Below are 24,231 nucleotides of genomic sequence, written 5' to 3'. Positions count from 1 at the left end.
TTATTTAAAGAATGAAAAAGTAAAACCTATGAGAATAACTTAAAATAAGTACGGAAAAAGAAACTACGCTTTTCATATACTGTCTACGGGCAGTTATGAAAGGCGTATTTCTAATTTATGAAAACAACTACTATAGTGTAAATCTTATAATAATGTCATGAATAAGCTACTATTAAAAATGGTGGCCATTTTGGGTTTTACCAACGTTATGCAGGCGCACACGATAAACCTTACTTTTACGCATTATGCAGGTAAACAATATGTGTATGTCACCACAGGCAAGCTAGATGGAGAAGGAAAAGCGGTTCTAGCGGTGCCACTTAAAAATAATTATGCCGGGATATCTAATTTTATACTTACCGATGACGGCGGAATGGATTTTGTGGTAAACAAAGAAAATTTCCTTATTTCCTGCACCGAAGAACAGCCTAACTTTGACAATACCAAATATATTGTTTCTGCAGAAAACGACTATTTAAACAATAGAGCAAAAACGCAGCGCAGTCTTTTAGAAAAAGCAGGAATGATTAGATGTGGGCTTCAAGTTTATAAAAAAGAAGATGCGCTGTATTCGGCATTAGAGAAAGAACAGCAAACTGAGATTGATGTAATGCTGTTACTTGAGCTTGCATATAATTACTTCCTGAAGATGAAATGGAATTGTTGGATGAAGTTTATAAATTTATCACAACTCTCAAATGTAGTCATGGCTTATTAATAGAAATCAAAAAAAAAATCCCAAATTCGTCCCGACGCTTCGGGGGAATTTGGGATTTTAAATATTTGGAATTTTAAAAAATCTTTAGATTTTCTTCATTTGCTCTTTCATCATAGTAATCTGTTCTTTCAGCATTCCTTGTTTATCTAGCTTTTTAGCTTCGTTTAACAGATTAGTTGCCTCAAGCTTTCTTCTGCGTGACATTGCAACTCCGGCAAGGTTTAATTTAGCTACAGCTAAATCCATATCCATTGATAGTCCAAGTTCGATTGCTTTTTTGAAATGTTTCTCTGCTTGGTTGATATTGGTTTGAGATAACATGATGCCTTGTAAATAATTTAAGTAACCTTGTTGTTTTCTTACTAATGCACCTTCAGGATTTTTAATATATGATAACCATTTATTAGCGCCTTCAAAGTCTTGTTTTCTTAATTTAAGGAAAGCTAAAAGGATAAATTCGTTTTTAAAATAAAGAAAAATTGGAATCGCAGTCAATAATATAAGAAAAATTCCATTTCCGATATTACTTTCTGTAAATTGCCAAATGCCCGCCACCACTAGAAGTCCGGCCAAAATAAGTTTAATATTTTTGTGAAACATAATTGTTGTAAATTTGTGATTGCAAATATAGTAAAATGAATTAAAAATATTTTTATAAAAGTGCTTGCCAGAAAAAAAAAGCTTTGTATATTTGCACTCGGTTTTTGAATAACGATATCCAAAGCCAAAATAAAGAGTTAATAGATACCATTTTTAAAGATACAAAGCAATGAGCAAAAGAACATTTCAACCATCGAAAAGAAAAAGAAGAAATAAGCACGGATTTATGGACAGAATGGCTTCTGCGAATGGAAGAAAAGTTCTAGCGCGTAGAAGAGCAAAAGGAAGACATAAATTAACTGTTTCTAGCGAGCCTAGACACAAAAAATAATGTTTGTATAAACATACATAAGGCGATTACTTTTTTAGTATCGCCTTTTTTTATACCTTGTCGGTAATAATTTTCCCAACATTCTAGTTTAGAATAGACTACGAATGTTTTTTAGAAGACTTTTTATAACTACACAATACATACAAAATGCCTAAAGACACATCAATTAAATCCGTTTTAATAATAGGTTCAGGACCTATTGTTATTGGTCAAGCTTGCGAATTCGATTATGCAGGATCTCAATCTGCACGTTCGATTCGTGAAGAAGGGATTGAAGTTATCTTGATTAACTCAAATCCAGCGACGATTATGACCGACCCATCTATGGCCGATCATATTTATTTGAAACCATTAACTACAAAATCGATTATTGAAATTCTTAAGGAGCATCCACAAATTGACGCTGTTTTGCCAACAATGGGAGGGCAGACAGCCTTAAACTTGTGTTTGGAAGCTGAAGAAAAAGGAATCTGGCAAGATTTCGGAGTAAGATTGATCGGTGTTGATGTTAACGCAATCAATATTACAGAAGACAGAGAGCAGTTTAAACAGCTTTTAGAAAAAATTAAAGTGCCAACTGCACCAGCAAAAACAGCTACTTCTTACTTAGAAGGAAAAGAAATCGCTCAAGAATTTGGTTTCCCGCTTGTAATTCGCCCTTCGTTTACACTTGGAGGAACTGGAGCAGCTGTGGTTTACAAAAAAGAAGATTTTGATGAGCTTTTAACAAGAGGTCTTGAAGCTTCTCCAATTCACGAAGTTTTAATTGACAAAGCTTTGATGGGATGGAAAGAATACGAATTAGAGCTTTTAAGAGATAAAAATGACAACGTTGTAATTATTTGTTCTATCGAAAACATGGACCCAATGGGAATCCATACTGGAGATTCGATTACAGTTGCGCCAGCGATGACATTATCAGATACAACTTTCCAAAAATTACGTGACTATGCTATCTTAATGATGAGAAGCATCGGAAACTTTGCGGGAGGATGTAACGTACAATTTGCAGTTTCGCCAGACGAAAAAGAAGATATCGTAGCTATCGAGATTAACCCTCGTGTATCTCGTTCTTCTGCTTTAGCATCAAAAGCTACAGGTTATCCAATTGCTAAAATCGCTTCGAAATTAGCTTTAGGATATAACTTAGATGAATTGCAAAACCAAATTACAAAATCTACTTCGGCTCTTTTCGAACCAACTCTAGATTATGTTATCGTAAAAATACCACGTTGGAACTTCGATAAATTTGAAGGTTCAGACAGAACTTTAGGTCTTCAGATGAAATCTGTAGGTGAGGTTATGGGAATCGGACGTTCTTTTCAAGAAGCGCTTCACAAAGCAACTCAATCTTTAGAAATTAAGAGAAATGGTTTAGGAGCTGACGGAAAAGGATACAAAGATTACGAGTTGATTATCGACAAACTGACTCACGCAAGCTGGGATCGTGTTTTCGTAATCTACGATGCAATCGCAATGGGAATTCCGTTGAGTACTATTCACGAAATTACAAGAATCGATATGTGGTTCTTGAAACAATACGAAGAGCTTTACACTTTAGAAAAAGAAATTTCTAACTATAAAGTTTCAGATCTTCCAAAAGAATTATTGTTGGAAGCGAAACAAAAAGGTTTTGCTGACAGACAATTGGCACACATGATGAATTGCTTAGAAAGTGAAGTTCATACTTTACGTATGGAGCAAAAAATCAACCGTGTATTCAAATTGGTTGATACTTGTGCGGCTGAGTTTAAAGCGCAGACTCCTTATTACTACTCTACTTTTGAAGCTGAAATCGAAAAAGCAAACGGAGAACGTTTTGTAGACAACGAAAGTATCGTTACAGAGAAAAAGAAAGTAATTGTTTTAGGTTCTGGACCAAATAGAATCGGACAAGGAATCGAGTTTGATTACTCTTGTGTACATGGAGTTTTGGCTGCAAAAGAATGCGGTTACGAAACCATCATGATCAACTGTAATCCTGAAACGGTTTCAACTGACTTTGATACGGCTGATAAATTATACTTCGAACCAGTTTTCTGGGAGCATATTTATGATATCATTCAGCACGAAAAACCAGAAGGGGTAATCGTTCAGTTAGGTGGGCAAACAGCTTTGAAATTGGCTGATAAATTGTCTAAATACGGAGTAAAAATCATCGGAACTAGTTTTGATGCGCTTGATTTAGCAGAAGATAGAGGACGTTTTTCTGACTTATTGACTGAATTGCACATTCCTTTTCCAAGATTCGGAATCGCAGAAACGGCTGATGAAGCTTCTAAATTAGCAGATACTTTAGATTTCCCACTTTTAATTCGTCCTTCTTATGTACTAGGAGGTCAGGGAATGAAAATTGTAATCAACAAAAAAGAATTAGAGGAGCACGTAATCGACTTGTTGAAAGCTATTCCAGGAAACAAATTATTACTGGATCACTACTTAGCTGGAGCAATCGAAGCAGAAGCTGATGCAATCTGTGATGCTGATGGAAATGTTTACATCATCGGAATTATGGAGCATATCGAGCCATGTGGAGTTCACTCTGGAGATAGTAACGCGACATTGCCTCCTTTCAACTTGGGAGAATTTGTAATGCAGCAAATTAAAGATCATACGCATAAAATTGCTAGAGCTTTAAAAACGGTTGGTTTAATCAACATTCAGTTCGCAATTAAAGATGATACAGTTTATATCATCGAAGCAAACCCTAGAGCTTCTAGAACGGTTCCGTTCATCGCGAAAGCTTACGGAGAGCCTTACGTAAACTACGCTACAAAAGTAATGTTAGGACACAATAAAGTAACAGATTTTGATTTCAACCCGCAATTAAACGGATATGCGATCAAACAGCCAGTTTTCTCTTTCAGCAAATTCCCGAACGTAAACAAAGCGTTAGGGCCAGAAATGAAATCGACAGGAGAAAGCATCTTGTTTATTGATGACTTAAAAGACGATCAATTCTACGAATTGTACTCTAGAAGAAAAATGTATTTGAGTAAATAATCTCAGATTCTATTATATAAAAAAAAGGAGCAGTCTAATTAGACTGCTCCTTTTTTTTATAATGTTGTTCCGTAGGAACATTTCATTGGTAGAAAATTATGTTTTTATCATTGTTTACGTTCCGTAGGAACGTTTGATTTAGGTATCGTTTTAATAATTGACAAACAAACGTTCCTACGGAACGTAAATGTGTCTGATTTTCTATTTTTTTTACCAATGAGACATTCCTAATGGAATGATAACGAATTAAAGTTCTTTTCCTGCAAGGTTTTCAAAACCTTGTAGGTATTTTGAGTTTTATATTTTATACCCTGTGTATAATGTAAACCTACAAGGTTTTGGAAACCTTGCAGGAACGTATATTTTATAGTTTCATCTAAAAAAGAAAAGCCCCAATAATGGAGCTTTCTTAAATTATAAAAAAGTAAGGGTAATTATTTTTTAAGCAATTGTTCTAAAGGTTTTAACTGTTCCATATCTATTTTAGATTTCTGTAAAACAGACATCAAAGTCATAATGTTATTGGGGTTCATATCTTGGCCTAAAACTCGAACTACAGCAAAGCCATTTTCTTTTTTATTGGCAAAAATGATAAACTCTTTAATATTATCGTCACTTCCAACATAGCTTACAGAAGCACCTTCTTTACCAGAACCAAATTTCATTAATTCCTGATATTTCGGATCTTTTAATATGGCTTTTACTTTATTTCTTTCTGTCTCAAACTGCGTCTGATTGCTTTCATTGGCTTTAAAAGCGATAATATTCATTTTCTCGAAAGAATTTACAGCTTCAGTCTGTTCTGCTGACAGTTTAGTTTTTTCAAGATTTAAAATGCTTGGCGAAATATCTAAAGCAATGAAATCTTTTTTCTCCGAATTCTCAACAAAATACTTTTGCAGTGTTGGTTCAGAATTACAGCTCCCTAAAGTTAGAAGAGCTGTAAGTGCTAGTATGAAGATTTTTGTTTTCATTTTTATTTTTTGCTTTTAGAAGCTTTTTTTAAGTCAGTACCTCCTGGAAGCTGCATTTTATCTGTTAGAACTGAGATTTCGTTTAAATCAAAATTACCAGTTAAAGATAGCAAAACAGTTTCGTCGTTTTTGGCACCGTCAACATACATTAAAAGTTCTCTTATTTGCGTGTCTGTAGCTCCAGATTTAACCATTATTCTAACATTTTTTCCGCTGTCATTTACGCGCATTAACTCTTCTAGACCGGCAGTTTTTACATATTTGTCAGCAGTAGCTTTCATATCGGCTTCGACTTTTGGGTTTTTAGTGGTAAACACTTTTAAGTAATCCAATTTTTTGATTAGAGCAATGTATTGCTGTGTTTCTTTATCAGAAGCATCAACTTTTACTTTACTCATTAAATCAAACATTTTTTTGTTTACAATTACTGAGGTTACATCGTCTTGACCATCAAATTTATCAAAAGCACCTTGTGCGTAAAAAGTTGTGGTAACGAATGCGAATACTAAAGTTATGATGAAATTTTTCATTTTGATTGAATTTAATTACCGTTTAAAAATTTTGTTTTTTGATTGTTCATATTCTTTAATGTACTGTACACTTTCAATACCTACATTAACATTGTTTGATAATAAAGCCAAAGCCTTTTGAGTTGCTTTTAAAGCTTCTTCGGGATTATCGTAAGTTCCTAATTCTGTTTGCGAAGCCACTGCAGTTGTATTGTTTTGTTCGCTCACAAAAAAGTAAGTTCCGATGCCCAGTAAAAGAACAGCTGATGCCGCAATCGATAACCACGCTAAGTTACGTTTCTTAGATTGTAGTGGAATTTCATACGTTGATTTCTGTTCTTTTGCTTGAGAGAAATAGCCAAACATAGGTTTGTACTGCTCCAAATGCTGCGCAACATCTGGTGAAGAAAAATATTTTTTTAATTGATTTTCTTCGGCAATAGAAGTTTCTCCCTGAAAGTATTTTGCTAATAAATCTTCTATTTTATTTAGTTCCATAAAGGTGTGTATTTGTAATTGATTCTCTAATTTTTTTTCTTGCTCTCGAAAGCGCCACTCGTATAGCGGTTTCGTTCATGTTTACGATTTTGGCTATTTCTTCAAATTCATATTGCTCTACATCTCGAAGCTGAATTAATAGTTGCATTTGTTCGGGCATCTCATTTATAATTTTTTCGACCCATTCTAGAGTATTTTCATCTTCTAGTTTTTTATCCAATTGCGGCTGCCTATCGGTAAAGTTGTTATGAACAATCTGCAGATTGCTGGCTCTTTTGGATTTTAACTGATCCAGACAATAATTTTTGGTCATTGTCATGGCTAAGGCCTCAACACTATTATAACTATCCAGATTATCTTTTTTATTCCATAATTTTACCATTACTTCCTGAGTGGCATCTTCGGCCTCTTCAGTACTTGTAAGCAATCTTTTTGCCAGACGAAAAACTTTGTCTTTAAAAGGATTTACTAATTCTATAAATACAACTTGGTTCATTAATTGGATGGTTAATCGTTAGCTTATATATTCAAGACGAGGTACAATTATATTTGTTACAACAAAAGCGCAAAGTTTTTTTTAAACCATTTAAGTTATATAAGTTCATTTTAGAATAATTAATTTATCTTATATACTTTAATTCTCTTAGCTCAAGACGAGTGGCAATTATATTTGTTACCGCAAAAGCACAAAGTTTTTTTAAACCATTTAAGTTATATAAGTTCATTTTAGAATAATTTAATTTATCTTATATACTTTAATTCTCAGCTCAAGACGAGTGGCAATTATATTTGTTACCGCAAAAGCGAAAAGTTTTTTTAAACCATATAAGTTATAAGCTTATTTTAAAATAGCTTAAATTATCTGATATTACTTATATGGTTTAATTGTCTTAGTGACTCTGCGCTTTTTTATGTAAAAAAAATACTGCTTTAATGATAAAGCTAAAACTAAAGATACTACTTTTACGTTTATTCAGAATATAGAAACCTACACGATATGAAAACAACTTTCAAGAGCATTCTTTTACTCTTTTTGTTCGCTTTTTCTTTGCAGTCTTGTGAAGATCAGGACGATATTGCTGCTCCAGCAGATACACAAATTAATAATTTCATTTGGAGAGGATTGAATGAAGTTTACTTATGGCAGGCCGATGTGCCAAATCTAGCCGATGGACGAAATCTGCAACCCGATTTTAATCAATTTTTAAAGGGGTATTCTAAACCTGAAGACTTGTTTGAAGATTTATTGTACAAGCCAGAAAGTAAATATCCAAATGACGCCATTGATCGTTTCAGCTGGATTGTTGACGATTATACTGTTCTAGAACAGGAGTTAAGCGGAGTTACAAAAAATAATGGTGTCGATTTCAGATTGAGCCGTGTTGCTGCAGGTTCAAATGATGTGGTAGGTTATGTGCGCTACATTATTCCAAATTCGGATGCTTCTACAAAAGCAATTAAACGTGGAGACTTGTTTACAAGTGTGAATGGCGTAAAATTGACTGTTTCAAATTATCAGGAACTATTATTAAATTCTGATAATTATACGCTAAACTTGGCAGATTATAATGGAAGTGGATACGTTTTGAATGGAAAATCGGTTGCGTTGACTAAAACTGTTTTAGAAGAAAATCCTATTTTGATTAATAAAGTGATTACTTCTGGAAGCCATAAAATTGGTTATTTAATGTATAATGGATTTTACCCAGGATATGATGATAAATTAAATCAAGCATTTGGTGAGTTGAAAGCTCAGGGTGTAACAGATTTAGTTTTAGATCTTCGATATAATGGAGGAGGAGCTATTACTTCTTCAATTAGACTTTCTAGTATGATTACTGGTCAGTTTGATGATCAGGTTTTTGCTAAAACGCAGTTTAATACAAAGCTGATGAAAGAATTTACAGCTGAAGATTTAGAAGATTTGAATTACAGATTTGTAAATAATATTGACGGTAAAGCGTTGAACAGTTTAAATTTAAATACAGTTTATATTATTACGACGGAAAGTACCGCTTCTGCGAGCGAATTGGTTATTAACGGATTAAAGCCTTATATTAATGTAGTTCAAATTGGGGAAACGACAACAGGTAAAAATGTGGGTTCGTATACAATTTATGACTCTGAGACACTTTTTTCTAAAAAAGGAATCAATCCAAATCATAAATACGCGATGCAGCCTTTGGTTTTAAAAATTTCTAATTCTGTAGGTTTTGGAGATTATACTCAAGGTTTACAGCCTACATATCAGCAAACAGAATATATAGATACTTTTGGTGTTTTAGGAGAAACCTCTGAACCTTTGCTTAGTCTGGCTATTTCAAAAATTACAGGATCTGCGGCGAAAAGAATTCTTACTTCTGGACCAGAGCTTCCCTATTTAACAGATTCAAAAATCATTAATGGATTAAGACACGGAATGTATTTTCAAACCGCTCCTCCAGTAAAGGGGTTATAATAAAATTCCAATATTTAAATTCCAAATTCCAATATTGAATTGGAATTTGGAATTTGAATATTAGGATTTAAAAAGAAAATAGAAAAGGCTTTCATCACTGAAAGCCTTTTCCATAAAAAAAAACAAAAACTAATTCTAAGGATAAAATTAATCGTTAAAGTAGAATCCGTTTGGACCTACACCAACCGTTAATTCTTTTAATAAGCTTCCTGCGAAGTTGTAAATATATGCTTTACTGTCTGTTTTGAAGTTTCCTCCATCTGAAAGATAAACGCGGTTGTCTTTTACAGCAAATCCGTAAAGGTATCCAATATCTGAAGTAGCTGTGAAAAGTGGGCTAATAGAAGCTGTTGTTGCAGCTGAATTAATTGAATATATTGAGTTTCCTACTGTATAATAAATCTGGTTATTTTCGATATCTAAATATCCAGCAACTCCTTGAGATTCTGGAATTTCAATTTTAGAAACTGATTTGTCAGAGATTTTAACTTTTATAATTTCACTACTTTGTGTGTAAGAAGGACGTAAGATAAAAAGAGTTCCGTTTTCTTCTCCAATAGAATCTGAACCAGAACCAATTGTTATCGGATCTTCTAAAGATTTTGTATTGATGTTGTAAATAGAAAGCTTGTCACTACCCATAGGATCTGTAATGTATAATTTTCCGCTTTCTTCAATAATTCTATTTCCGGTCGTGTTTAAGTTAATTTTAGATTCAACAAGGTTTGTTGCCAAATTAATAACAGCAATATAATCATCTGTAACAGAATCGTAAGAGTTTGCATTTGTTACATAAGCTTTACCGTCTTTAACAACACCATATCTTGGGTTAACCAATCCGCTGTCAACTTTAGCAATTAGCTTAAAAGTATAACGGTTTACAATGCTTATTACATTTGATCCTCCTGCGATAATATACGCTCTGTCTCCACTAAAAAAGATGTTTTGAACAAATTTTCCAAGTACATCAGATCCGTTTTCTGCTTTGTAAGCATCTTTTGTGAAAATACTGAAATCATTACTAGAGAATGATACAGTTCCAGCATCTGTCGATCCTTCATTCAAAATGAAAAAACCATTGTCGTAAGCACCTTTCGGAGAATCGTCATCATCGCTTGAACAAGAAGCGAATAACGAAATGCTTAACGCTATTAAAAGTAATTTACTAAACTTCATATATTAAAATTTTAAGGTTAAATACACATTGAAATTGCGACCAGGCATCGGTCTGTTTTCTAAACTTTCATAATCTTTATTCAAAAGATTCAAAACTTGAAAGCCTACTTTGAAAGAATCTAAAAACTTCAGATCATAATCGATTCCGATATTAGAAATCGTATAATCATTAATAATTTCGTCCGGATTATTGTCGGCTCTTGTATAGACAAATCCGTTATAAAGCACTTGATAATAAGCGCTTATTTTATTTCGAGAATAAGATAATGCTCCAGTTGCTTTATGAAACGGAACAAAAAAGATCTGGTTTTTTGTTTCCTCATCTTGAGAAACCGTGTAAGCATAAGTAGCATTTACAGCAAAAATGTTTTTGCCATAGCTTTTTTTCCATCCCAATAGCGTCTCGGTTCCGTAGCTGTTTACTTTATCTTGATTTTGTGGAGTCCAAATACCGCCTGAACCAGGAACCCATTGTAGCATATCGGTAATTTTCATGTAATAGAAATTCTGCGTCCAAGTCAGATTTTTGAAGGTAAAGACATTGCCAATTTCTCCTTGATAAGAACTTTCAGGTTTTAAATCTGGATTTCCTCCTTGATCCCAATACAAATCGTTGTAAGTTGGAATTCTGAAATTTCTAGAAATATTTAGTTTTAAATTGTACCAGTTACTGAATTTATACGAAGATCCTAAATTGAATAAAACAGGCGATTTGTAATTACTTGTAAATTCTTTTCTAACGCCGAATTCATTCTTCCAGTCAGCACCAATATCTTGTCTGATCAATAAAGCAGCCGAACTTATTTCTCGAATATGACTCCCAAAACTGGTTCCGTAACCATTTGTTCTGCTGTAATCAGCAATTCCGTTTATATGAGTTGATTTGAATAAATGATAATCGACATCCAACTTGGTAATCAAGTTTTCTGTCTTTCCGTAGGTATAATATTTTGAAGCATTATCAGCAAAATATTGATAGTTCTCGAAAATATAAGCCGTTTTGAAATTGGTTTTCAGTTTACCGAAAGTTCCATCATACTCCAAGAGATTTCGATTAAAACCATTTACATATTTACTTTTTGTCTCAGATTCTGTCACCAAAGAAGTATTGCGATCGGTGTTTGAAGTCTGACTGTAAAGTTTTAAAATATGATTTTCATTGATTTTATATCCAGCATTGGCGCTTACTGTAATAATATCATATTGCCCGTTTTGATTCCAGCGCTGTTCGCCTCTCCAAGTATATCGATTTAAATATTTGTAATCGTTTGTCGAACTATTTTTCGAAAGTCCGATTTGAGCACTCCATTTTTTGTTAGAAATGGAAGTTTTATAATTAATCCCAATCGTATTAAAACTGCCGTAATCCAGTCTTAAATTATTCTCAAAACGATTAAAAAACAACAGATCGTTATTTAAATGCACAGTTCCTCCAACTGCGCCACTTCCGTAAATGACACTTCCGCCACCGGCTTTTACGCTTATCGAATTATAATCGGAACCTGAAATTGTATTAAAATCGGTACTTCCGTTCATTTGGGAATTAATATTTATTCCGTTCCAAATGACAGCTGTCTGAGAAGAAGTTGTTCCTCTAAAAGAAACTGTAGAAAGCATTCCGCGTCCGTATTCTTTAAAATATAAAGTCGAATTAAAGTTTAATAGATCGGTTAGAAGCGCTTCATTTTTATTGATTATAGAATCGTTTAATTTTAAAACAGACTGTGAAGCGGAGTAAGTTTTTAAATTTTTGTCTGAAACAAAAACCTCTTTTAGACTGGTAATAGAATCGCTCTGCGCCGAAATAATCTGGCACATTACACATAAACAAAAAGTAAAAAGTCTTTTTAAAGTCATAACTTCTACACTCTTTTTCCCGAGAGCTCGATAATTGTTACAAAGGCAGGTCTCCTGGCTTGCGTCTTGCTGTTTACCTTCCCATCACGCAGGGGCGTGGCAGTGGTTTGTAGATAACAGCAAGCATTCATTTTTTTGAACGTAGCTTACAGTTGCGGGTACAGCTCAAGAATTTACTTGATTCCCTTTTAATGTATTTTTTAAATTAAAAACACAACCTTAATTTGCTGCAAAGATAAAGTTAAAAATATTGATTATTCAAATTTCTTTTGCGTTTCATGAAAAATTATAAATAATTTGCTTTAAAAATCAATTTTTATAACTTCTCCGAAATCTACTTTATTATCAAAAGCATCTTTTAGCGGAAGCGAAGTTTGATGGCATAAAATACTTCTGATGATTCCGGCGTGTGCAACAATGATGACAGGCTGATCTATTTTTGATATTTTTTCAGATAAAAATTTTCCAACTCTTTTGTGCAATTCAACAAAAGATTCCCCGTTGGAAACTTTGATGTTTACAAAATCTTCCATCCACGGATTGAGTTGTTCGGGCGGAATTTCATTCCAAGTTTTTAATTCCCAATCTCCAAAATTCATTTCTTTTAAGCGTTCGTCTTCCTGATATGAAATAGCTTTAATATTGTTTTGAATGTGTTTAGCTAAAACCACACAACGCTTTAAAGGACTAGAAAAGATAACTGCTTCTGAAGGTAATTCTGAAATAATTTTGCTGAAGATTTCATTAAACGGTTCAGCAATATCCACATCAGATTGTCCATAGCAGATTCCTTTTTCGCAAATGGTTTCGGTATGGCGAACTAAATAAATTTCCATAAAAATAAGATACCTAAGTAAAAGACCACTTCACAAACCTGTTGTGTCGCGCCAAGACAATCTCCAGTATATCCATCGATCCATTTTTGAAAATATCGGGCAAGAAAATATCTTGTTATAAAAACGGGAATAATGGCTAAAAGGAATTTTAAATTAAAAGTAGAAAACACAATCATTGGAATTAAACCAAAAAAGAAAGAACCAAAAACTTCTTTCCAAGTATATTGTTTGGCAATAGGTTTGCTTTTGCTCGAAGCATCTTCTCGAGAATATTCATGTGTAAAAATAATGCTGATTGCCGCGAGACGACTCAAAGAATGAGCAGAAATAAATAAAAGGAAAATTTTTAAAACTGCTTCAGAATCATAAACTTGAAATAGCAGAATAGATTCTGAAAGCAATTTGTATTTTAATAAAAAAAGCAAAACCAATCCGATGGCTCCGTAAGCACCAATGGCGCTGTCTTTCATAATCATTAATATTTTTTCTTTGGTCCATCCTCCTCCAAAACCGTCACAGACATCGGCAAAACCGTCTTCATGGAAAGCGCCCGTTGTTAAAATAGAAGCAATGATCGCTACTATTGCAGCTGCTTCTGTAGAGAGAAATAGGGCAAATGCAGAATAAACAAAAAATGAAATGCTCCCAACAATCCATCCAATAAAAGGAAAATATCTTGTGGCTTTATTTAAATAATCTGGATGATGTGTAATGTTTTTTGGGCATGGAATTCTGGTGTAAAACATTAAACAGGTAAAGAAAATATGTAGTTCTTTTTTCATTGATTTATAATTATTTGGCTAAAGCCCTCTTAGGAGCAAATTTATGACCTCCAGATAAATCTGGAGGCAATTCAAAAATAAAATTTTAAAAAATTGTTTTGATGAACTGCCAACATCTTTAGATGTTGGTTTTTATATTGCTGTTTAAGAAAGGCTTTAGCCAAATTTATTTCTATTAAAGTCGTGTGTGTTTGGCTAAAGCCTTTTGGAATGCCAATATTTTGTTCCAACATCTAAAGATGTTGGCAATTCATTTTTTTAATTTTTCATTGATTGGAATTAAAAACTCAACAGATGTAAAAACTATTTCTTAAATTAAAATTATGGAATAAATTTGAATTGCCTCCAGATTTATCTGGAGGTCGAGATTGTGTCAAAGAATTAGGCTTTAGCCAAACTTTGAAGATTTGCTAAATCCAAATTTGATAATAAATTCTTCATATTCTTCTTGAAATGTTTTCTTTTTATGATGCTCTTCCTGATTTTGATATAATCTCGAACTTTATCTACAATAGATTCTGAAACTGAGACAGCAAAATACTCATCCTGTCATTCAAATTTATCTATCGTTAATTGATTTTTATTAATCCAATATGAAGATTCTCCTTTTAAAAGTTGTATTGTTTTTTGAATAGTTTGATCTGTTCCTAAAGAAATCAAACAATGAAAATGGTCAGTATATCCGTTAATAAAGTCAAGATAAATATCTTTTTTCAGTGCATTCTCTTTTATATGTTGCCATACTTTTTGCCGGAGGTCGATTGAATTTAGAAATGGAAATCTGTTTTTTGTGCTCCAAACACAATGAATATAGACTTTGGTAAATGGCATGTATAATATATTTTAATAATTTTGATTTTGTCAATCAAAGGTATTAAAATTAAACACAAAAGTAATTTATTTCCTACTAATCCCCGCGCTTTCAAAACTAGCCATTTCATTCAAAAAAGCCTCAGCCGATTTCAAAATTGGGAAAGCAACAGCGCAGCCAGTACCTTCTCCTAATCGCAAATCTAAATTTAAAATTGGTTTTGCTTCTAAATAATGTAATAATTGCGAATGTGCTTTTTCCGCAGAACAGTGGCAGAAAACAGCATTTTGCTTGATGTTCGGATTCATTTTATACGCAATTAAATAAGCAACCGTACAAATAAAACCATCAACCAGAATCAATATTTTATTTTCAAAAGCTTCAAGCATAGCGCCAGCCATTTGAAGAATTTCAAAACCTCCAAAATAAGAAAGTTGCGATAGTATTTCGGCTTGATCGGAATAATTATCAATTGCTTTTTTGAGCAAGTTTTGTTTCAGAAGCAGTTTTTCGTTTTCAACTCCAGTTCCCTTTCCGATGCATTCTTCAAGAGGAAAACCAGTTAAAAGGCTCATTAAAACAGAAGCGGTTGAAGTATTTCCAATTCCCATTTCTCCAAAGCCAATACAATTGGAACCCGATTTTGCAATATTTTCAACAACTGATTTTCCTTTTTCGAAACACAATTGAACTTCAGATTCGCTCATTGCGGGAACATGCAGAAAAGACTGCGTTCCTTTAGCAATTTTAGCATCGATTAATTTTGCATTTGTTGGGAAATCATAATTCACTCCAGCATCTACAATGGATAATTGTATGTTGTTTTGTTTGCAGAATACGTTTATGGCAGCGCCGCCTTCTAGAAAATTAGTCACCATTTGCCGCGTAACATCTTGCGGATAGTCGCTTACGCCATGATTTGCAATTCCGTGATCGGCAGCAAAAACGACAATGTTTGGCTTGGTAATTTTCGGATTTAAAGTTTCAAAAACCGATGCCATCTTAAAAGCCAAAGATTCTAAAGTGCCCAAAGAACCAACAGGTTTAGTTTTAGAATCTATTTTTTCCTGTAAAAGAGAATGAAAATCAGATTTGTTTTGGATCTTTTTTTCTGCTTTTACATCCAGATTGGGAATATGTATTTGATTGATTTCTTTAATTTCAGAACAAATAGGAGCTTCAGATTTTTGTTTCCAATGCAATTGCTGCAGCATTGGCTGATTGTTATAATTAGTAGCTGGTTTTCCAATGCAGAAATAACCAAGTGGCTCTATATTTTCGGGTAAATCGAGGATTTTTTTAAACTGATAATAATTTAAAATCGAAACCCAGCCCATTCCGTAACCTTGTTCTGTCAGCGAAAGCCAGATATTCTGCGCCGCACAAACCGAACTAAATTTCACTGCTTCGTTACTCCCAATGGTTCCAATCGTAAACTGATTTAAAACAGAACGGTCATAAGCAATTATAAGTCCGATTGGTGCTTCTTCGATTGCTTCTAGTTTCAGCGATCTGTAAAGTTCTTTTTGTTCTGGATTGTCGGTTAGTTCCTCCGCTTTTTTATTGTAATCTAAAAAGAGCTTTTTGATAGACGTTTTAACCTCATCCGATTTAATAAGATAATATCTTGTAGCATCAGTCAGTCCGACCGACGGAGCCCAATGTCCAGCTTGCAGTGCTTTCTGAATTACTTCGTCGGGCACTTCATCGGCAGTAAAATGTCTGGTGTCGCGGCGTGATTTTAAGATATCGTCTAGGTTGCTCATTTTTTATAAATTCCAATTTCGTTTAAATCTCAAATCCCAAATCCCAAATCCCAAATTCCAAATTGAGAAATTAAAAACATTCTAGTAAAGGTAAAGCTTAGCTTTGGAATTTGAAATTTAAAATTTTATCCTTTTATTTTAACCGGAATTCCGGAAACCATCAACACAACCTGATCGGCATTTGCGGCAATAAATTGATTCATCCAACCTTGAAGTTCAACAAATTTTCTTCCGATGTGAGTTTCAGCATGAACGCCCATTCCGATTTCATTTGTTACAATTATGATATTGGCATTTTGGTGTTTAGCAATGGCAAGAAATTCTTTTTTTGCTTCTTCTAAACTTAAAGCCACATCGTTTTTAGTGTCAACAAAAAAATTAGTCAGCCAAAGCGTTACGCAATCAATCAAGGCCGTTTTTCCAGAAAAATCAATTTCGCTTAAAAATTTCTCTTTTTCAATATTAGTCCAATGCTCGTCTCTTTCTTGCTGATGGCGATCAATTCGATTCTGAAAATCGGCATCCCATTTTCTGGCAGTTGCAACATATAAAGGAGAATTTGAAAGTTCTAAAGCCAATTTCTGAGCATAACTGCTTTTTCCAGAACGTTCGCCGCCGGTTATCAAGTAAATCATTTTGATTAATTATAAGTTTTGAATTATGAATTATGAGTTCTGCCAAGTTATAAATTAATTATGAAGGCCAACTCATAATTCATAATTAATAAGGACAATGTCGGCAGTTATTTCCGCAGCAAGTTCCTCTTTTTAGATGAAACCACGCTTTAAAAACATAATTGCCATTTTCGATATAATAATCGATTCCTTCAATTAAATTATCAGATTTAGGCAAAAACATAGCCTTATTATTAAGAGCCTTTTTGGGAGTTACAGTTTCGACATAAGCATCAATTTTATCTTCGCAGGCTTCCTTAAAGCAGGCGGGACAAAGACAATCGCCTCCGTCTGAAAGATTGAAAATAGGTGGGAAATCATTACACCAGCACTTATTTTCGGGTGAAGTGTCGCCGCAGGAAAAAGCAGTTTCACAACTGGAGCAGATTTTTGTTTTTGGTACATTCATCAAATAAAAGGCTATTTGTTTAAATTTGTAGGAATAAAGGTAAACAAAAAAAATAGAAATTGATTTACCTTTGTGACCACACAAAATATAAAACATGAAATATTTTTTCCATAAATTACAAGTCGTTTTTTTACTTTTTATTGTAATCAGCTGTAAAAAAAATGAAACGCAAGATACTGTAAAATCTATCGCTGCCAAAGAAAGTATCGAATTTGCATCGGGACTTTCCATTGTAAAAAACGAAGGTTATTCGATTGTGAAAGTTAGCAATCCATGGCCAAATGCTAAGGGAAAATTCACTTATATTTTAGAAGAAAAAGAGGCGCAAATTCCAGACAGTTTAAAAAAATATCCTTCTATAAAAGTTCCTCTAGAAACCATTGTGGTAACTTCAACAACCAATATTCCTTTTTTAGAAATGCTGGAAGTGGAGAATAAATTGGTCGGATTTCCGCATACTGATTATATTTCTTCTGAAAAAACCAGGGCGTTAATTGATAAAGGTTCTGTGAAAAACGTTGGACAAAATGAAAAATTGAATATTGAACAATTAATCGAATTGTCACCCAATTTGATTGTTACTTTTGGTATTGATAACAATAATCCGATGCTGGATAATCTTAAAAAAAGCGGATTGAATGTGCTAATTCAAGGCGATTGGATGGAACAATCTCCACTTGGAAAAGCAGAATGGATTAAACTTTATGGCGCTTTGTTCGGAAAAGAAGCTAAAGCGAAAGAGCTGTTTGATAAAATAGTAGACAGTTACAATCAAGCAAAAAAACTGGTTCATGAGAAACCTGCAACTTCAAAAGTTTTATATGGTACGATGTACGAAGATGTATGGTATGTTGCAAAAGGAAATAGCTGGGTTGCGCAGTTTATGAAAGATGCGAAATCTAATTATTTATGGGCTGATCTAGAGGGAACAGGAAGCGAAGGTTTGTCTTTTGAAAAAGTTTTGGACAAAGCAAAAGATGCCAATGTGTGGATTGCTTCGGGCTCTTTTAGAAGTTTGGACGAATTGCAAAAAGCAAATCCGCATTATGCTGAATTTGATGCTTTTAAAAATAAAAGTGTTTACAATTTTGAAGGAAAACTGGGAGCAACTGGAGGAACGGTTTATTATGAATTGGCGCCAAGCCGACCAGATTTGGTTTTGAAAGATTATATTAAGATTTTCCATCCTGATTTATTGACGAGCTACGAATTTACTTTTGCTTCTAAACTGAATTAATTTTGGTAAGTAAAACTCGAAATACCATTTTATTTGCCGTTTTGGCATTAAGTCTTTTAGTAATGTTTTTTGCCAGCATTAGTTTAGGATCGGTTACTATTCCGCTAAAAGATGTTTTTGCCAGTTTAACGGGAGGGCATGCGGCAAAATCAACTTGGGAATATATTATTATCAATTACCGTTTGCCAAAAGCAATTACAGCCGTTTTAGTCGGAACGGGACTTTCAATGAGCGGACTTTTGATGCAGACTTTATTTCGTAATCCGCTTGCTGGGCCTTATGTTTTAGGACTCAGTTCTGGCGCGAGTCTAGGCGTTGCTTTTGTGATTTTAGGAGCTGGATTTCTGCCTTCTTTTTTAAGCGTAATTGCATTGTCTTCTTACGGAATCGTTTTGGCTTCTACTTTAGGAAGCACTTTAGTTTTATTTCTAGTTTTAGTCGTTTCGCAACGTTTACGCGATACAATGGCAATTTTAATTGTCGGATTGATGTTTGGAAGTTTTACAACCGCCATTGTAAGTGTTCTAACTTATTTTAGCACCGCAGAACAGCTGCAGAAATTTACTTTCTGGTCAATGGGAAATCTCGGAAACCTTTCTTGGACAACCATTGTGGTTTTGACATTCTGTGTTGGAATCGGATTGCTATTAAGTGCCAAAAGTATCAAACCTTTAAATGCATTGCTTCTTGGCGAAAACTATGCGAAAAGCATGGGATTAAATTTTAAACAGGCAAGGCTAATAATTATTTTCGCAACTAGTATTTTATCTGGAGCCATTACCGCATTTGCTGGACCGATCGCTTTTGTTGGTTTAGCAGTTCCCCATATCGCAAAACTGACTTTTCAGACCAGCAATCATACCATATTATTCTGGAGCACTTTATTTTTCGGATCTATCATAATGCTATTTTGTGATATCGTCTCTCAAATGCCGGGCTTTGACGTGACACTTCCAATTAATGCTGTTACCTCTATAATTGGCGCACCGGTTGTGGTTTGGCTTTTAGTTAGAAAAAGAAATATTTAGGTAAAAACTTACAAAATTTATTATCTTTAATTTTTAAACACATAGAGACATAGATTTAGAAAGCTTAGTAAAGGCGTTTCACTTTTTTGAAATAAACATAGCCTTTGCGGTAATTTAGAAAGTGTCATTAAAATTGAAGGTAATGATTACACAGAAATATTTAGATGAATTAAGTTTTAATGTAATTGGTGCATGTATTGAAGTGCATAAAGCTATTGGAAAAGGATTGCTAGAAAGTGTTTATCACGAATGTTTGAAAGAAGAACTGAGTTATCGCAGAATAAATTTTTTTACAGAAATGAATGTGCCATTAATTTACAGAGATAAAGAATTAAGTGCGAATTTAAAATGTGATTTATTTATTGAAAACTGTTTAGTTCTAGAATTGAAAGCCTCATCAGAACTAAATCCTATATATGAAGCACAATTAATGACTTATATGAAACTTTTAAAAGCGCCAAAGGGAGTTCTAATTAACTTTAATTGCTTTAATATCTTCAAAGAAGGCCAGAAGGCATTTGTAAATGAATATTTTAAATTATTGCCAAAGTTTTAAGCTCAAAGGCTATGTGTTAATTTACAAGTAAATTTTCAGTTTAACTTTCAGAGAAAAAAATAAAATCTATGTTTCTATGTGTTAAAAAATATCCGCAATGAAAACAATTCTATCGACTTCAAATTTAACGATTGGATATAAATCCAAGAAAGGTATTACGACTATTGCTGAGAACCTCAATCTAAATTTAGCTTCGGGGAAATTAATTACTTTAATAGGAGCAAACGGAATTGGAAAGTCAACGTTGCTGAGAACCATCACCGGAATTCAAAAGCCATTATCTGGAAATGTTTATTTGAATGAAAAAAAGATTTCCGATTATCAGCCTTTAGAATTGGCGCAGAATCTGAGTTTGGTTTTAACCGAAAAACTGCCGCCAAGTAATCTTTCTGTTTTTGAATTGGTTGCTCTTGGTCGCCAGCCTTATACCAATTGGGTTGATAAATTGTCTGATGAAGATATCACGAAAGTTCAGGATGCAATGGGGTTAACTCAAATCGAACATTTGGCTTCAAAAAAGCATTTTCAGATTAGCGACGGACAATTGCAGAAAGCTTTAATTGCACGAGCTTTGGCGCAAGATACACCATTAATTATTCTAGACGAACCAACAACGCATTTAGATTTGCTGCACAAAGTTTCTTTATTCAAACTATTGAAGAAACTGACTCAAGAAACGCAAAAATGTATTTTGTTTTCAACGCATGATATCGATCTGGCGATTCAGCTAAGCGATGAAATGATTATGATGACGCCAGAAAGTATCGTACAAAATGAACCTTGTAATTTAATTTCGAATGGAAGTTTCAGCAATTTATTCAAAGATGAACATATTATTTTTGATGCTGAAAAAGGAAAGTTTATTGTGAGTTAGGAATTTTTTGTTGACCTTCAAGGTTTTCGAAACAGTTATTTTTTCAATCCAATTTGTCTCTTTGCTTCTCCAATTACAAACGCAACAGAATTAGCAATATTAAAACTGCGAATAAGCGGAGACATCGGGATTGTTAAATGATTTTCGAATTTCTCCATAAACTCCTTGCTCAACCCCACACTTTCTTTTCCAAAAACCAGCCAGTCGCCATCTTGAAATTCATTTTCTAAATAGGACTTTTCAGAATGTGAACTCATTAAAAATACGCGCGAATGATCTGGAATCTGCGCGATCCATTCTTCCACATTTTGATATTCGGTAACATCAAGATGAACCCAATAATCCAATCCCGAACGTTTCAGGTTTTTGTCGTTAATTACAAATCCGAACGGATGGATTAAATGAAGTCGGCTTTCTGTACCAACGCACAATCTTCCGATATTTCCGGTATTATTTGGTATTTCTGGTTCTACAAGAACTACGTTTAACATCTTTTTGAGTTATGAATTATGAGTTATGAATTATGAGTTATGAATTGAAATTATCTAATTATCAAATTGACACATTATCTAATTAATTATCTAATTCAAAATCGGAAACTTCACGCACTTCACCTGCTTTTAGGTTTTGCAAATATACGTTTCCTATTCGAACGCGGACAAGACGAAGAGTCGGAAAACCAACTGCAGCGGTCATTTTTCGAACCTGGCGAAATTTACCTTCACGAACTGTAATAGAAGCCCAAGAAGTCGGGCCGTGGCGTTCGTCTCTGATTTTTTTTGCTCTAGGACCAAAATCAGGAATCTCGGTTACCATAGAAGCTTTACAGCGTTTGGTTTTGTATTTTCCGCCGTCAAGGCCGATTTCAACACCATTTTGCAATTTTTCTATGGCTTCGGGAGTAATTATTCCATCAACTTGAACATAATATTCTTTGTCTACTTTTTTGCTGCGAACCAATTCGCTCATATTGCCATCAGTAGTCAGCAAAAGCAAACCTTCAGAATCTTCATCCAATCTTCCAATTGCCATAGTTCCTTCAGGAAAATCATGCAGTTCGCCCAAAAGCTTCTTCTTTCTTTTTAATTCATAAATAAATTGACTTAAATAGCCGTAAGGTTTAAAAAGAATGAAGTGTCGGTGCATTTTTAATTTTTTGCAAAGATAGTTCCTTTATTAAAATTAAATCCTATTGCGGTGTTTGTGATTTCATTTTTTTCAGCCATTGGTAGACAAACCAAATTACAGTGAAGCCAAATACAATGAATAATATGTTATAGTAATCTTGAAAAAAGTTATGGAAATAACTTCCGATAAAAAGATATGCAGAACCCATACAAAGTTTGATTAAGATAAATTCGGCGTTAGACCAGCTGGTTTTGATCGTAAAGAAATTCATAAGTCAGGATTTAGTTTAATTGTAAAATGTTGTAAATAAAGATAGTAAAATAAAAAGCAGATGGCAATTATAAAAGAAAAGTACTCTGAAGTCATAATTTTTTCAGAGTAAGAATTCGTAATATTATAAATTAAATTTAAAATGAAATTGTTATGGAAACGAATAATTTAGGAACCAAAAAGATAAACGGAACGCAGAAAAATATTGACGAATCTAAAGGAAAAAACGTTTCGCACGATGATGAATTAAAAGATGCAAAATTGAACAGAGAATTGATAACAGATAGAGACGGCGATAAAAAGATTGTTGAAAGAGCTAGAAATGAAAATGAAGATATTCATAAAGCCGTGCATCAGACTAATTCTGATAATCCAAATTCGAATCGTGGAGTAAAAACAGATGAAGAGGCTGAGAAAACCGTAGAGAATAAAGATCGAAATTCAGATATAACTGCAAACCGATATCCAAACTCACATCCCGATAATCATAAGGATCGCGGGAATATGAAATTGGATGAAGACGAATAAGACAATACGAAATTTTCAGCAAAATCGAGTCAATTTAGTATCAAATAACATAACATTAGCGGTAAGCGTTAATGTTATTGTAAACTCTTTTTAAAGCTTCGGTATACTTTGAGTTCTTCGTAAATTAGAGGAATCAATTTAAAATATATAATAAAATGGCACTTTTAGAAAATAAAGTAGCTTTTGTATCTGGCGGAGGTTCAGGAATCGGTCGCGCAGTTGCAGAAGCGTACGCTCGAGAAGGAGCAAAAGTTGTAGTATCTGATATAAATGTAGAGCACGGTGAAGAAACCGTAAATAAAATAAAAGAAAAGGGCGGAGAAGCTTTTTTTGTAAAAGGAGATTCGTCGAGTGCTAGCGACAATAAACATATGGTTGAGGTTACGGTTTCAAAATACGGTCGTTTGGATATTGCCTGCAACAATGCAGGAATGGGAGGGCCGGCTAAACCAACAGGAGAATATGAGCCTGAAGCTTGGGACAAAGTTATTGCGCTAAACTTAAACGGTGTTTTTTATGCCTGTCGTTACCAATTAGAGCAAATGGAGAAAAACGGAGGAGGAAGCATCGTAAATATCGCTTCGATTCACGGACAAGTCGCGGCTCCGCTTAGTCCAGCGTATACAGCTTCTAAACATGCAGTTGTTGGTTTAACGAAAAATATAGCGGTAGAATATGCGCAGAAAAATATTCGATGCAATGCTGTTGGGCCAGGTTATATCGAGACAGCGCTTTTAAAAGATAATTTAAATAAAGAAATGATGCAGGCCGTGGCAGCAAAATCTGCAATGAACCGTTTAGGAACTGCAGAAGAAATTGCCGAATTGGTGACATTTTTAAGTTCTGAAAAATCTTCTTTCACGACAGGAAGTTATATTATAGCCGATGGAGGTTATACAGCAGTTTAGTATTTATTAGAGTAAATAACATAAACAATTGGAAAAGCAGTAAGCGAAAGTTTACTGCTTTTTTTAGTTTAAAATCCTGCTGTATTTGTAGGAAGTACAGTGTTTGCTAGTGTTTTTTGGTTTTGAATAATGTTTTGTAATAGCTGTTTTTTGTTGATTTTATTTTATTATCTTTAATAATGTGTTAGGCTTTATTGAATTATATTGATAAATAAGTAAACGTTAAATTTATGGTTTTGTAATATTGGCTTAACTTTAAAGACTCTAAATTTGACTTCTAAAAACTCTATTTTTTAACGT

At 33.7% G+C, this 24,231-nt stretch carries 25 protein-coding genes and 1 riboswitch; of the genes, 10 read left to right on the top strand and 15 right to left on the bottom strand.

Annotated elements, in window-relative coordinates; all coding sequences use genetic code 11:
- Positions 1-157 precede the first annotated feature (157 nt).
- Positions 158-718: a hypothetical protein gene (locus Q9Q97_RS16365; protein WP_306159042.1), complete on the top strand. Its 561-nt coding sequence runs from the start codon at positions 158-160 to the stop codon at positions 716-718.
- Between the two features lie 84 nt (positions 719-802).
- Here Q9Q97_RS16365 and Q9Q97_RS16360 read toward each other — a convergent pair whose 3' ends face one another.
- Positions 803-1,318 carry a DUF2892 domain-containing protein gene (locus Q9Q97_RS16360; RefSeq protein ID WP_276172333.1) on the bottom strand — a complete coding sequence of 172 codons (516 nt, stop codon included), beginning with the start codon at positions 1,316-1,318 and terminating at the stop codon, positions 803-805.
- A 169-nt stretch (positions 1,319-1,487) separates the two neighbouring features.
- Between Q9Q97_RS16360 and rpmH the strand changes: the two genes are divergently transcribed.
- Both rpmH and carB read left to right on the top strand, forming a co-directional pair.
- Positions 1,488-1,649, top strand: a complete 162-nt coding sequence (rpmH, locus tag Q9Q97_RS16355) for a 50S ribosomal protein L34 (RefSeq protein ID WP_008464848.1) — start codon at positions 1,488-1,490, stop codon at positions 1,647-1,649.
- Between the two features lie 147 nt (positions 1,650-1,796).
- Positions 1,797-4,652 carry a carbamoyl-phosphate synthase large subunit gene (carB, locus tag Q9Q97_RS16350; RefSeq protein ID WP_306159007.1) on the top strand — a complete coding sequence of 952 codons (2,856 nt, stop codon included), beginning with the start codon at positions 1,797-1,799 and terminating at the stop codon, positions 4,650-4,652.
- A gap of 434 nt (positions 4,653-5,086) precedes the next feature.
- Here the strand turns inward: carB and Q9Q97_RS16345 are convergent, their stop codons facing one another.
- Genes Q9Q97_RS16345 through Q9Q97_RS16330 form a run of 4 tightly spaced genes read right to left on the bottom strand, consistent with a single transcriptional unit; the run spans position 5,087 to position 7,129 of the window.
- Entirely contained in the window at positions 5,087-5,626 is a 540-nt protein-coding gene (locus Q9Q97_RS16345; protein WP_306159005.1) for a DUF4252 domain-containing protein, read from the bottom strand.
- A gap of 2 nt (positions 5,627-5,628) precedes the next feature.
- Complete coding sequence (locus tag Q9Q97_RS16340) at positions 5,629-6,156, bottom strand: DUF4252 domain-containing protein (protein WP_306159003.1); 528 nt, start codon at positions 6,154-6,156, stop codon at positions 5,629-5,631.
- Between the two features lie 15 nt (positions 6,157-6,171).
- On the bottom strand, positions 6,172-6,633 hold the full coding sequence (locus tag Q9Q97_RS16335) for a hypothetical protein (protein WP_306159001.1): 462 nt from the start codon (positions 6,631-6,633) through the stop codon (positions 6,172-6,174).
- On the bottom strand, positions 6,620-7,129 hold the full coding sequence (locus Q9Q97_RS16330; RefSeq protein ID WP_306158999.1) for an RNA polymerase sigma factor: 510 nt from the start codon (positions 7,127-7,129) through the stop codon (positions 6,620-6,622). Before Q9Q97_RS16330 ends, Q9Q97_RS16335 begins: the two co-directional genes overlap by 14 nt.
- 501 nt (positions 7,130-7,630) lie before the next feature.
- Here Q9Q97_RS16330 and Q9Q97_RS16325 point away from each other — a divergent pair.
- Positions 7,631-9,091: a S41 family peptidase gene (locus Q9Q97_RS16325; protein WP_306158997.1), complete on the top strand. Its 1,461-nt coding sequence runs from the start codon at positions 7,631-7,633 to the stop codon at positions 9,089-9,091.
- A 147-nt stretch (positions 9,092-9,238) separates the two neighbouring features.
- Here Q9Q97_RS16325 and Q9Q97_RS16320 read toward each other — a convergent pair whose 3' ends face one another.
- The 8 genes from Q9Q97_RS16320 to Q9Q97_RS16285 form a co-directional block, all read right to left on the bottom strand.
- Complete coding sequence (locus tag Q9Q97_RS16320; RefSeq protein WP_306158996.1) at positions 9,239-10,267, bottom strand: YncE family protein; 1,029 nt, start codon at positions 10,265-10,267, stop codon at positions 9,239-9,241.
- Positions 10,268-10,270: 3 nt separating this feature from the next.
- On the bottom strand, positions 10,271-12,124 hold the full coding sequence (locus tag Q9Q97_RS16315) for a TonB-dependent siderophore receptor (RefSeq protein ID WP_306158994.1): 1,854 nt from the start codon (positions 12,122-12,124) through the stop codon (positions 10,271-10,273).
- Between the two features lie 26 nt (positions 12,125-12,150).
- Positions 12,151-12,361, bottom strand: a riboswitch (cobalamin riboswitch).
- 65 nt (positions 12,362-12,426) lie between these two features.
- On the bottom strand, positions 12,427-12,960 hold the full coding sequence (gene cobC / locus Q9Q97_RS16310) for an alpha-ribazole phosphatase (RefSeq protein WP_306158992.1): 534 nt from the start codon (positions 12,958-12,960) through the stop codon (positions 12,427-12,429).
- On the bottom strand, positions 12,945-13,742 hold the full coding sequence (locus Q9Q97_RS16305; RefSeq protein ID WP_306158990.1) for an adenosylcobinamide-GDP ribazoletransferase: 798 nt from the start codon (positions 13,740-13,742) through the stop codon (positions 12,945-12,947). The genes cobC and Q9Q97_RS16305 overlap by 16 nt, the downstream gene beginning before the upstream one ends.
- Before the next feature lie 549 nt (positions 13,743-14,291).
- Positions 14,292-14,573, bottom strand: coding sequence for a transposase (locus tag Q9Q97_RS16300; protein WP_306158988.1), 282 nt, complete (start codon positions 14,571-14,573; stop codon positions 14,292-14,294).
- 66 nt (positions 14,574-14,639) lie between these two features.
- The gene (cobT, locus tag Q9Q97_RS16295; RefSeq protein ID WP_306158986.1) at positions 14,640-16,319 is read right to left on the bottom strand and encodes a nicotinate-nucleotide--dimethylbenzimidazole phosphoribosyltransferase; all 1,680 of its coding nucleotides are present in this window, start codon (positions 16,317-16,319) and stop codon (positions 14,640-14,642) included.
- Between the two features lie 125 nt (positions 16,320-16,444).
- The gene (gene cobU / locus Q9Q97_RS16290; protein ID WP_306158984.1) at positions 16,445-16,954 is read right to left on the bottom strand and encodes a bifunctional adenosylcobinamide kinase/adenosylcobinamide-phosphate guanylyltransferase; all 510 of its coding nucleotides are present in this window, start codon (positions 16,952-16,954) and stop codon (positions 16,445-16,447) included.
- 85 nt (positions 16,955-17,039) lie between these two features.
- Positions 17,040-17,402, bottom strand: a complete 363-nt coding sequence (locus Q9Q97_RS16285) for a DUF5522 domain-containing protein (protein ID WP_306158983.1) — start codon at positions 17,400-17,402, stop codon at positions 17,040-17,042.
- 94 nt (positions 17,403-17,496) lie between these two features.
- Between Q9Q97_RS16285 and Q9Q97_RS16280 the strand changes: the two genes are divergently transcribed.
- From Q9Q97_RS16280 to Q9Q97_RS16265, 4 genes are all read left to right on the top strand, one after another.
- Complete coding sequence (locus Q9Q97_RS16280) at positions 17,497-18,639, top strand: ABC transporter substrate-binding protein (RefSeq protein ID WP_306158981.1); 1,143 nt, start codon at positions 17,497-17,499, stop codon at positions 18,637-18,639.
- Positions 18,640-18,641: 2 nt separating this feature from the next.
- Positions 18,642-19,667: an iron ABC transporter permease gene (locus Q9Q97_RS16275; protein ID WP_306158979.1), complete on the top strand. Its 1,026-nt coding sequence runs from the start codon at positions 18,642-18,644 to the stop codon at positions 19,665-19,667.
- Positions 19,668-19,809: 142 nt separating this feature from the next.
- Positions 19,810-20,223, top strand: a complete 414-nt coding sequence (locus Q9Q97_RS16270; protein ID WP_306158977.1) for a GxxExxY protein — start codon at positions 19,810-19,812, stop codon at positions 20,221-20,223.
- A gap of 97 nt (positions 20,224-20,320) precedes the next feature.
- Positions 20,321-21,097, top strand: coding sequence for an ABC transporter ATP-binding protein (locus tag Q9Q97_RS16265; protein WP_306158974.1), 777 nt, complete (start codon positions 20,321-20,323; stop codon positions 21,095-21,097).
- A 35-nt stretch (positions 21,098-21,132) separates the two neighbouring features.
- Here Q9Q97_RS16265 and Q9Q97_RS16260 read toward each other — a convergent pair whose 3' ends face one another.
- Complete coding sequence (locus Q9Q97_RS16260) at positions 21,133-21,588, bottom strand: tRNA (cytidine(34)-2'-O)-methyltransferase (RefSeq protein ID WP_306158972.1); 456 nt, start codon at positions 21,586-21,588, stop codon at positions 21,133-21,135.
- An 82-nt stretch (positions 21,589-21,670) separates the two neighbouring features.
- Positions 21,671-22,243: a pseudouridine synthase gene (locus Q9Q97_RS16255; protein WP_306158970.1), complete on the bottom strand. Its 573-nt coding sequence runs from the start codon at positions 22,241-22,243 to the stop codon at positions 21,671-21,673.
- A 405-nt stretch (positions 22,244-22,648) separates the two neighbouring features.
- Between Q9Q97_RS16255 and Q9Q97_RS16250 the strand changes: the two genes are divergently transcribed.
- The gene (locus Q9Q97_RS16250; RefSeq protein WP_306158968.1) at positions 22,649-23,023 is read left to right on the top strand and encodes a hypothetical protein; all 375 of its coding nucleotides are present in this window, start codon (positions 22,649-22,651) and stop codon (positions 23,021-23,023) included.
- A gap of 155 nt (positions 23,024-23,178) precedes the next feature.
- The gene (locus tag Q9Q97_RS16245) at positions 23,179-23,931 is read left to right on the top strand and encodes an SDR family NAD(P)-dependent oxidoreductase (RefSeq protein WP_306158966.1); all 753 of its coding nucleotides are present in this window, start codon (positions 23,179-23,181) and stop codon (positions 23,929-23,931) included.
- Positions 23,932-24,231: the final 300 nt, after the last annotated feature.

Source organism: Flavobacterium sp. DG2-3 (genome assembly GCF_030730925.1).
In the GTDB taxonomy this organism is placed as follows: Bacteria; Bacteroidota; Bacteroidia; order Flavobacteriales; family Flavobacteriaceae; genus Flavobacterium.
The sequence above is the reverse complement of the archived record's forward strand: the minus strand, read 5'-3'. Positions and strand labels throughout refer to the sequence as shown.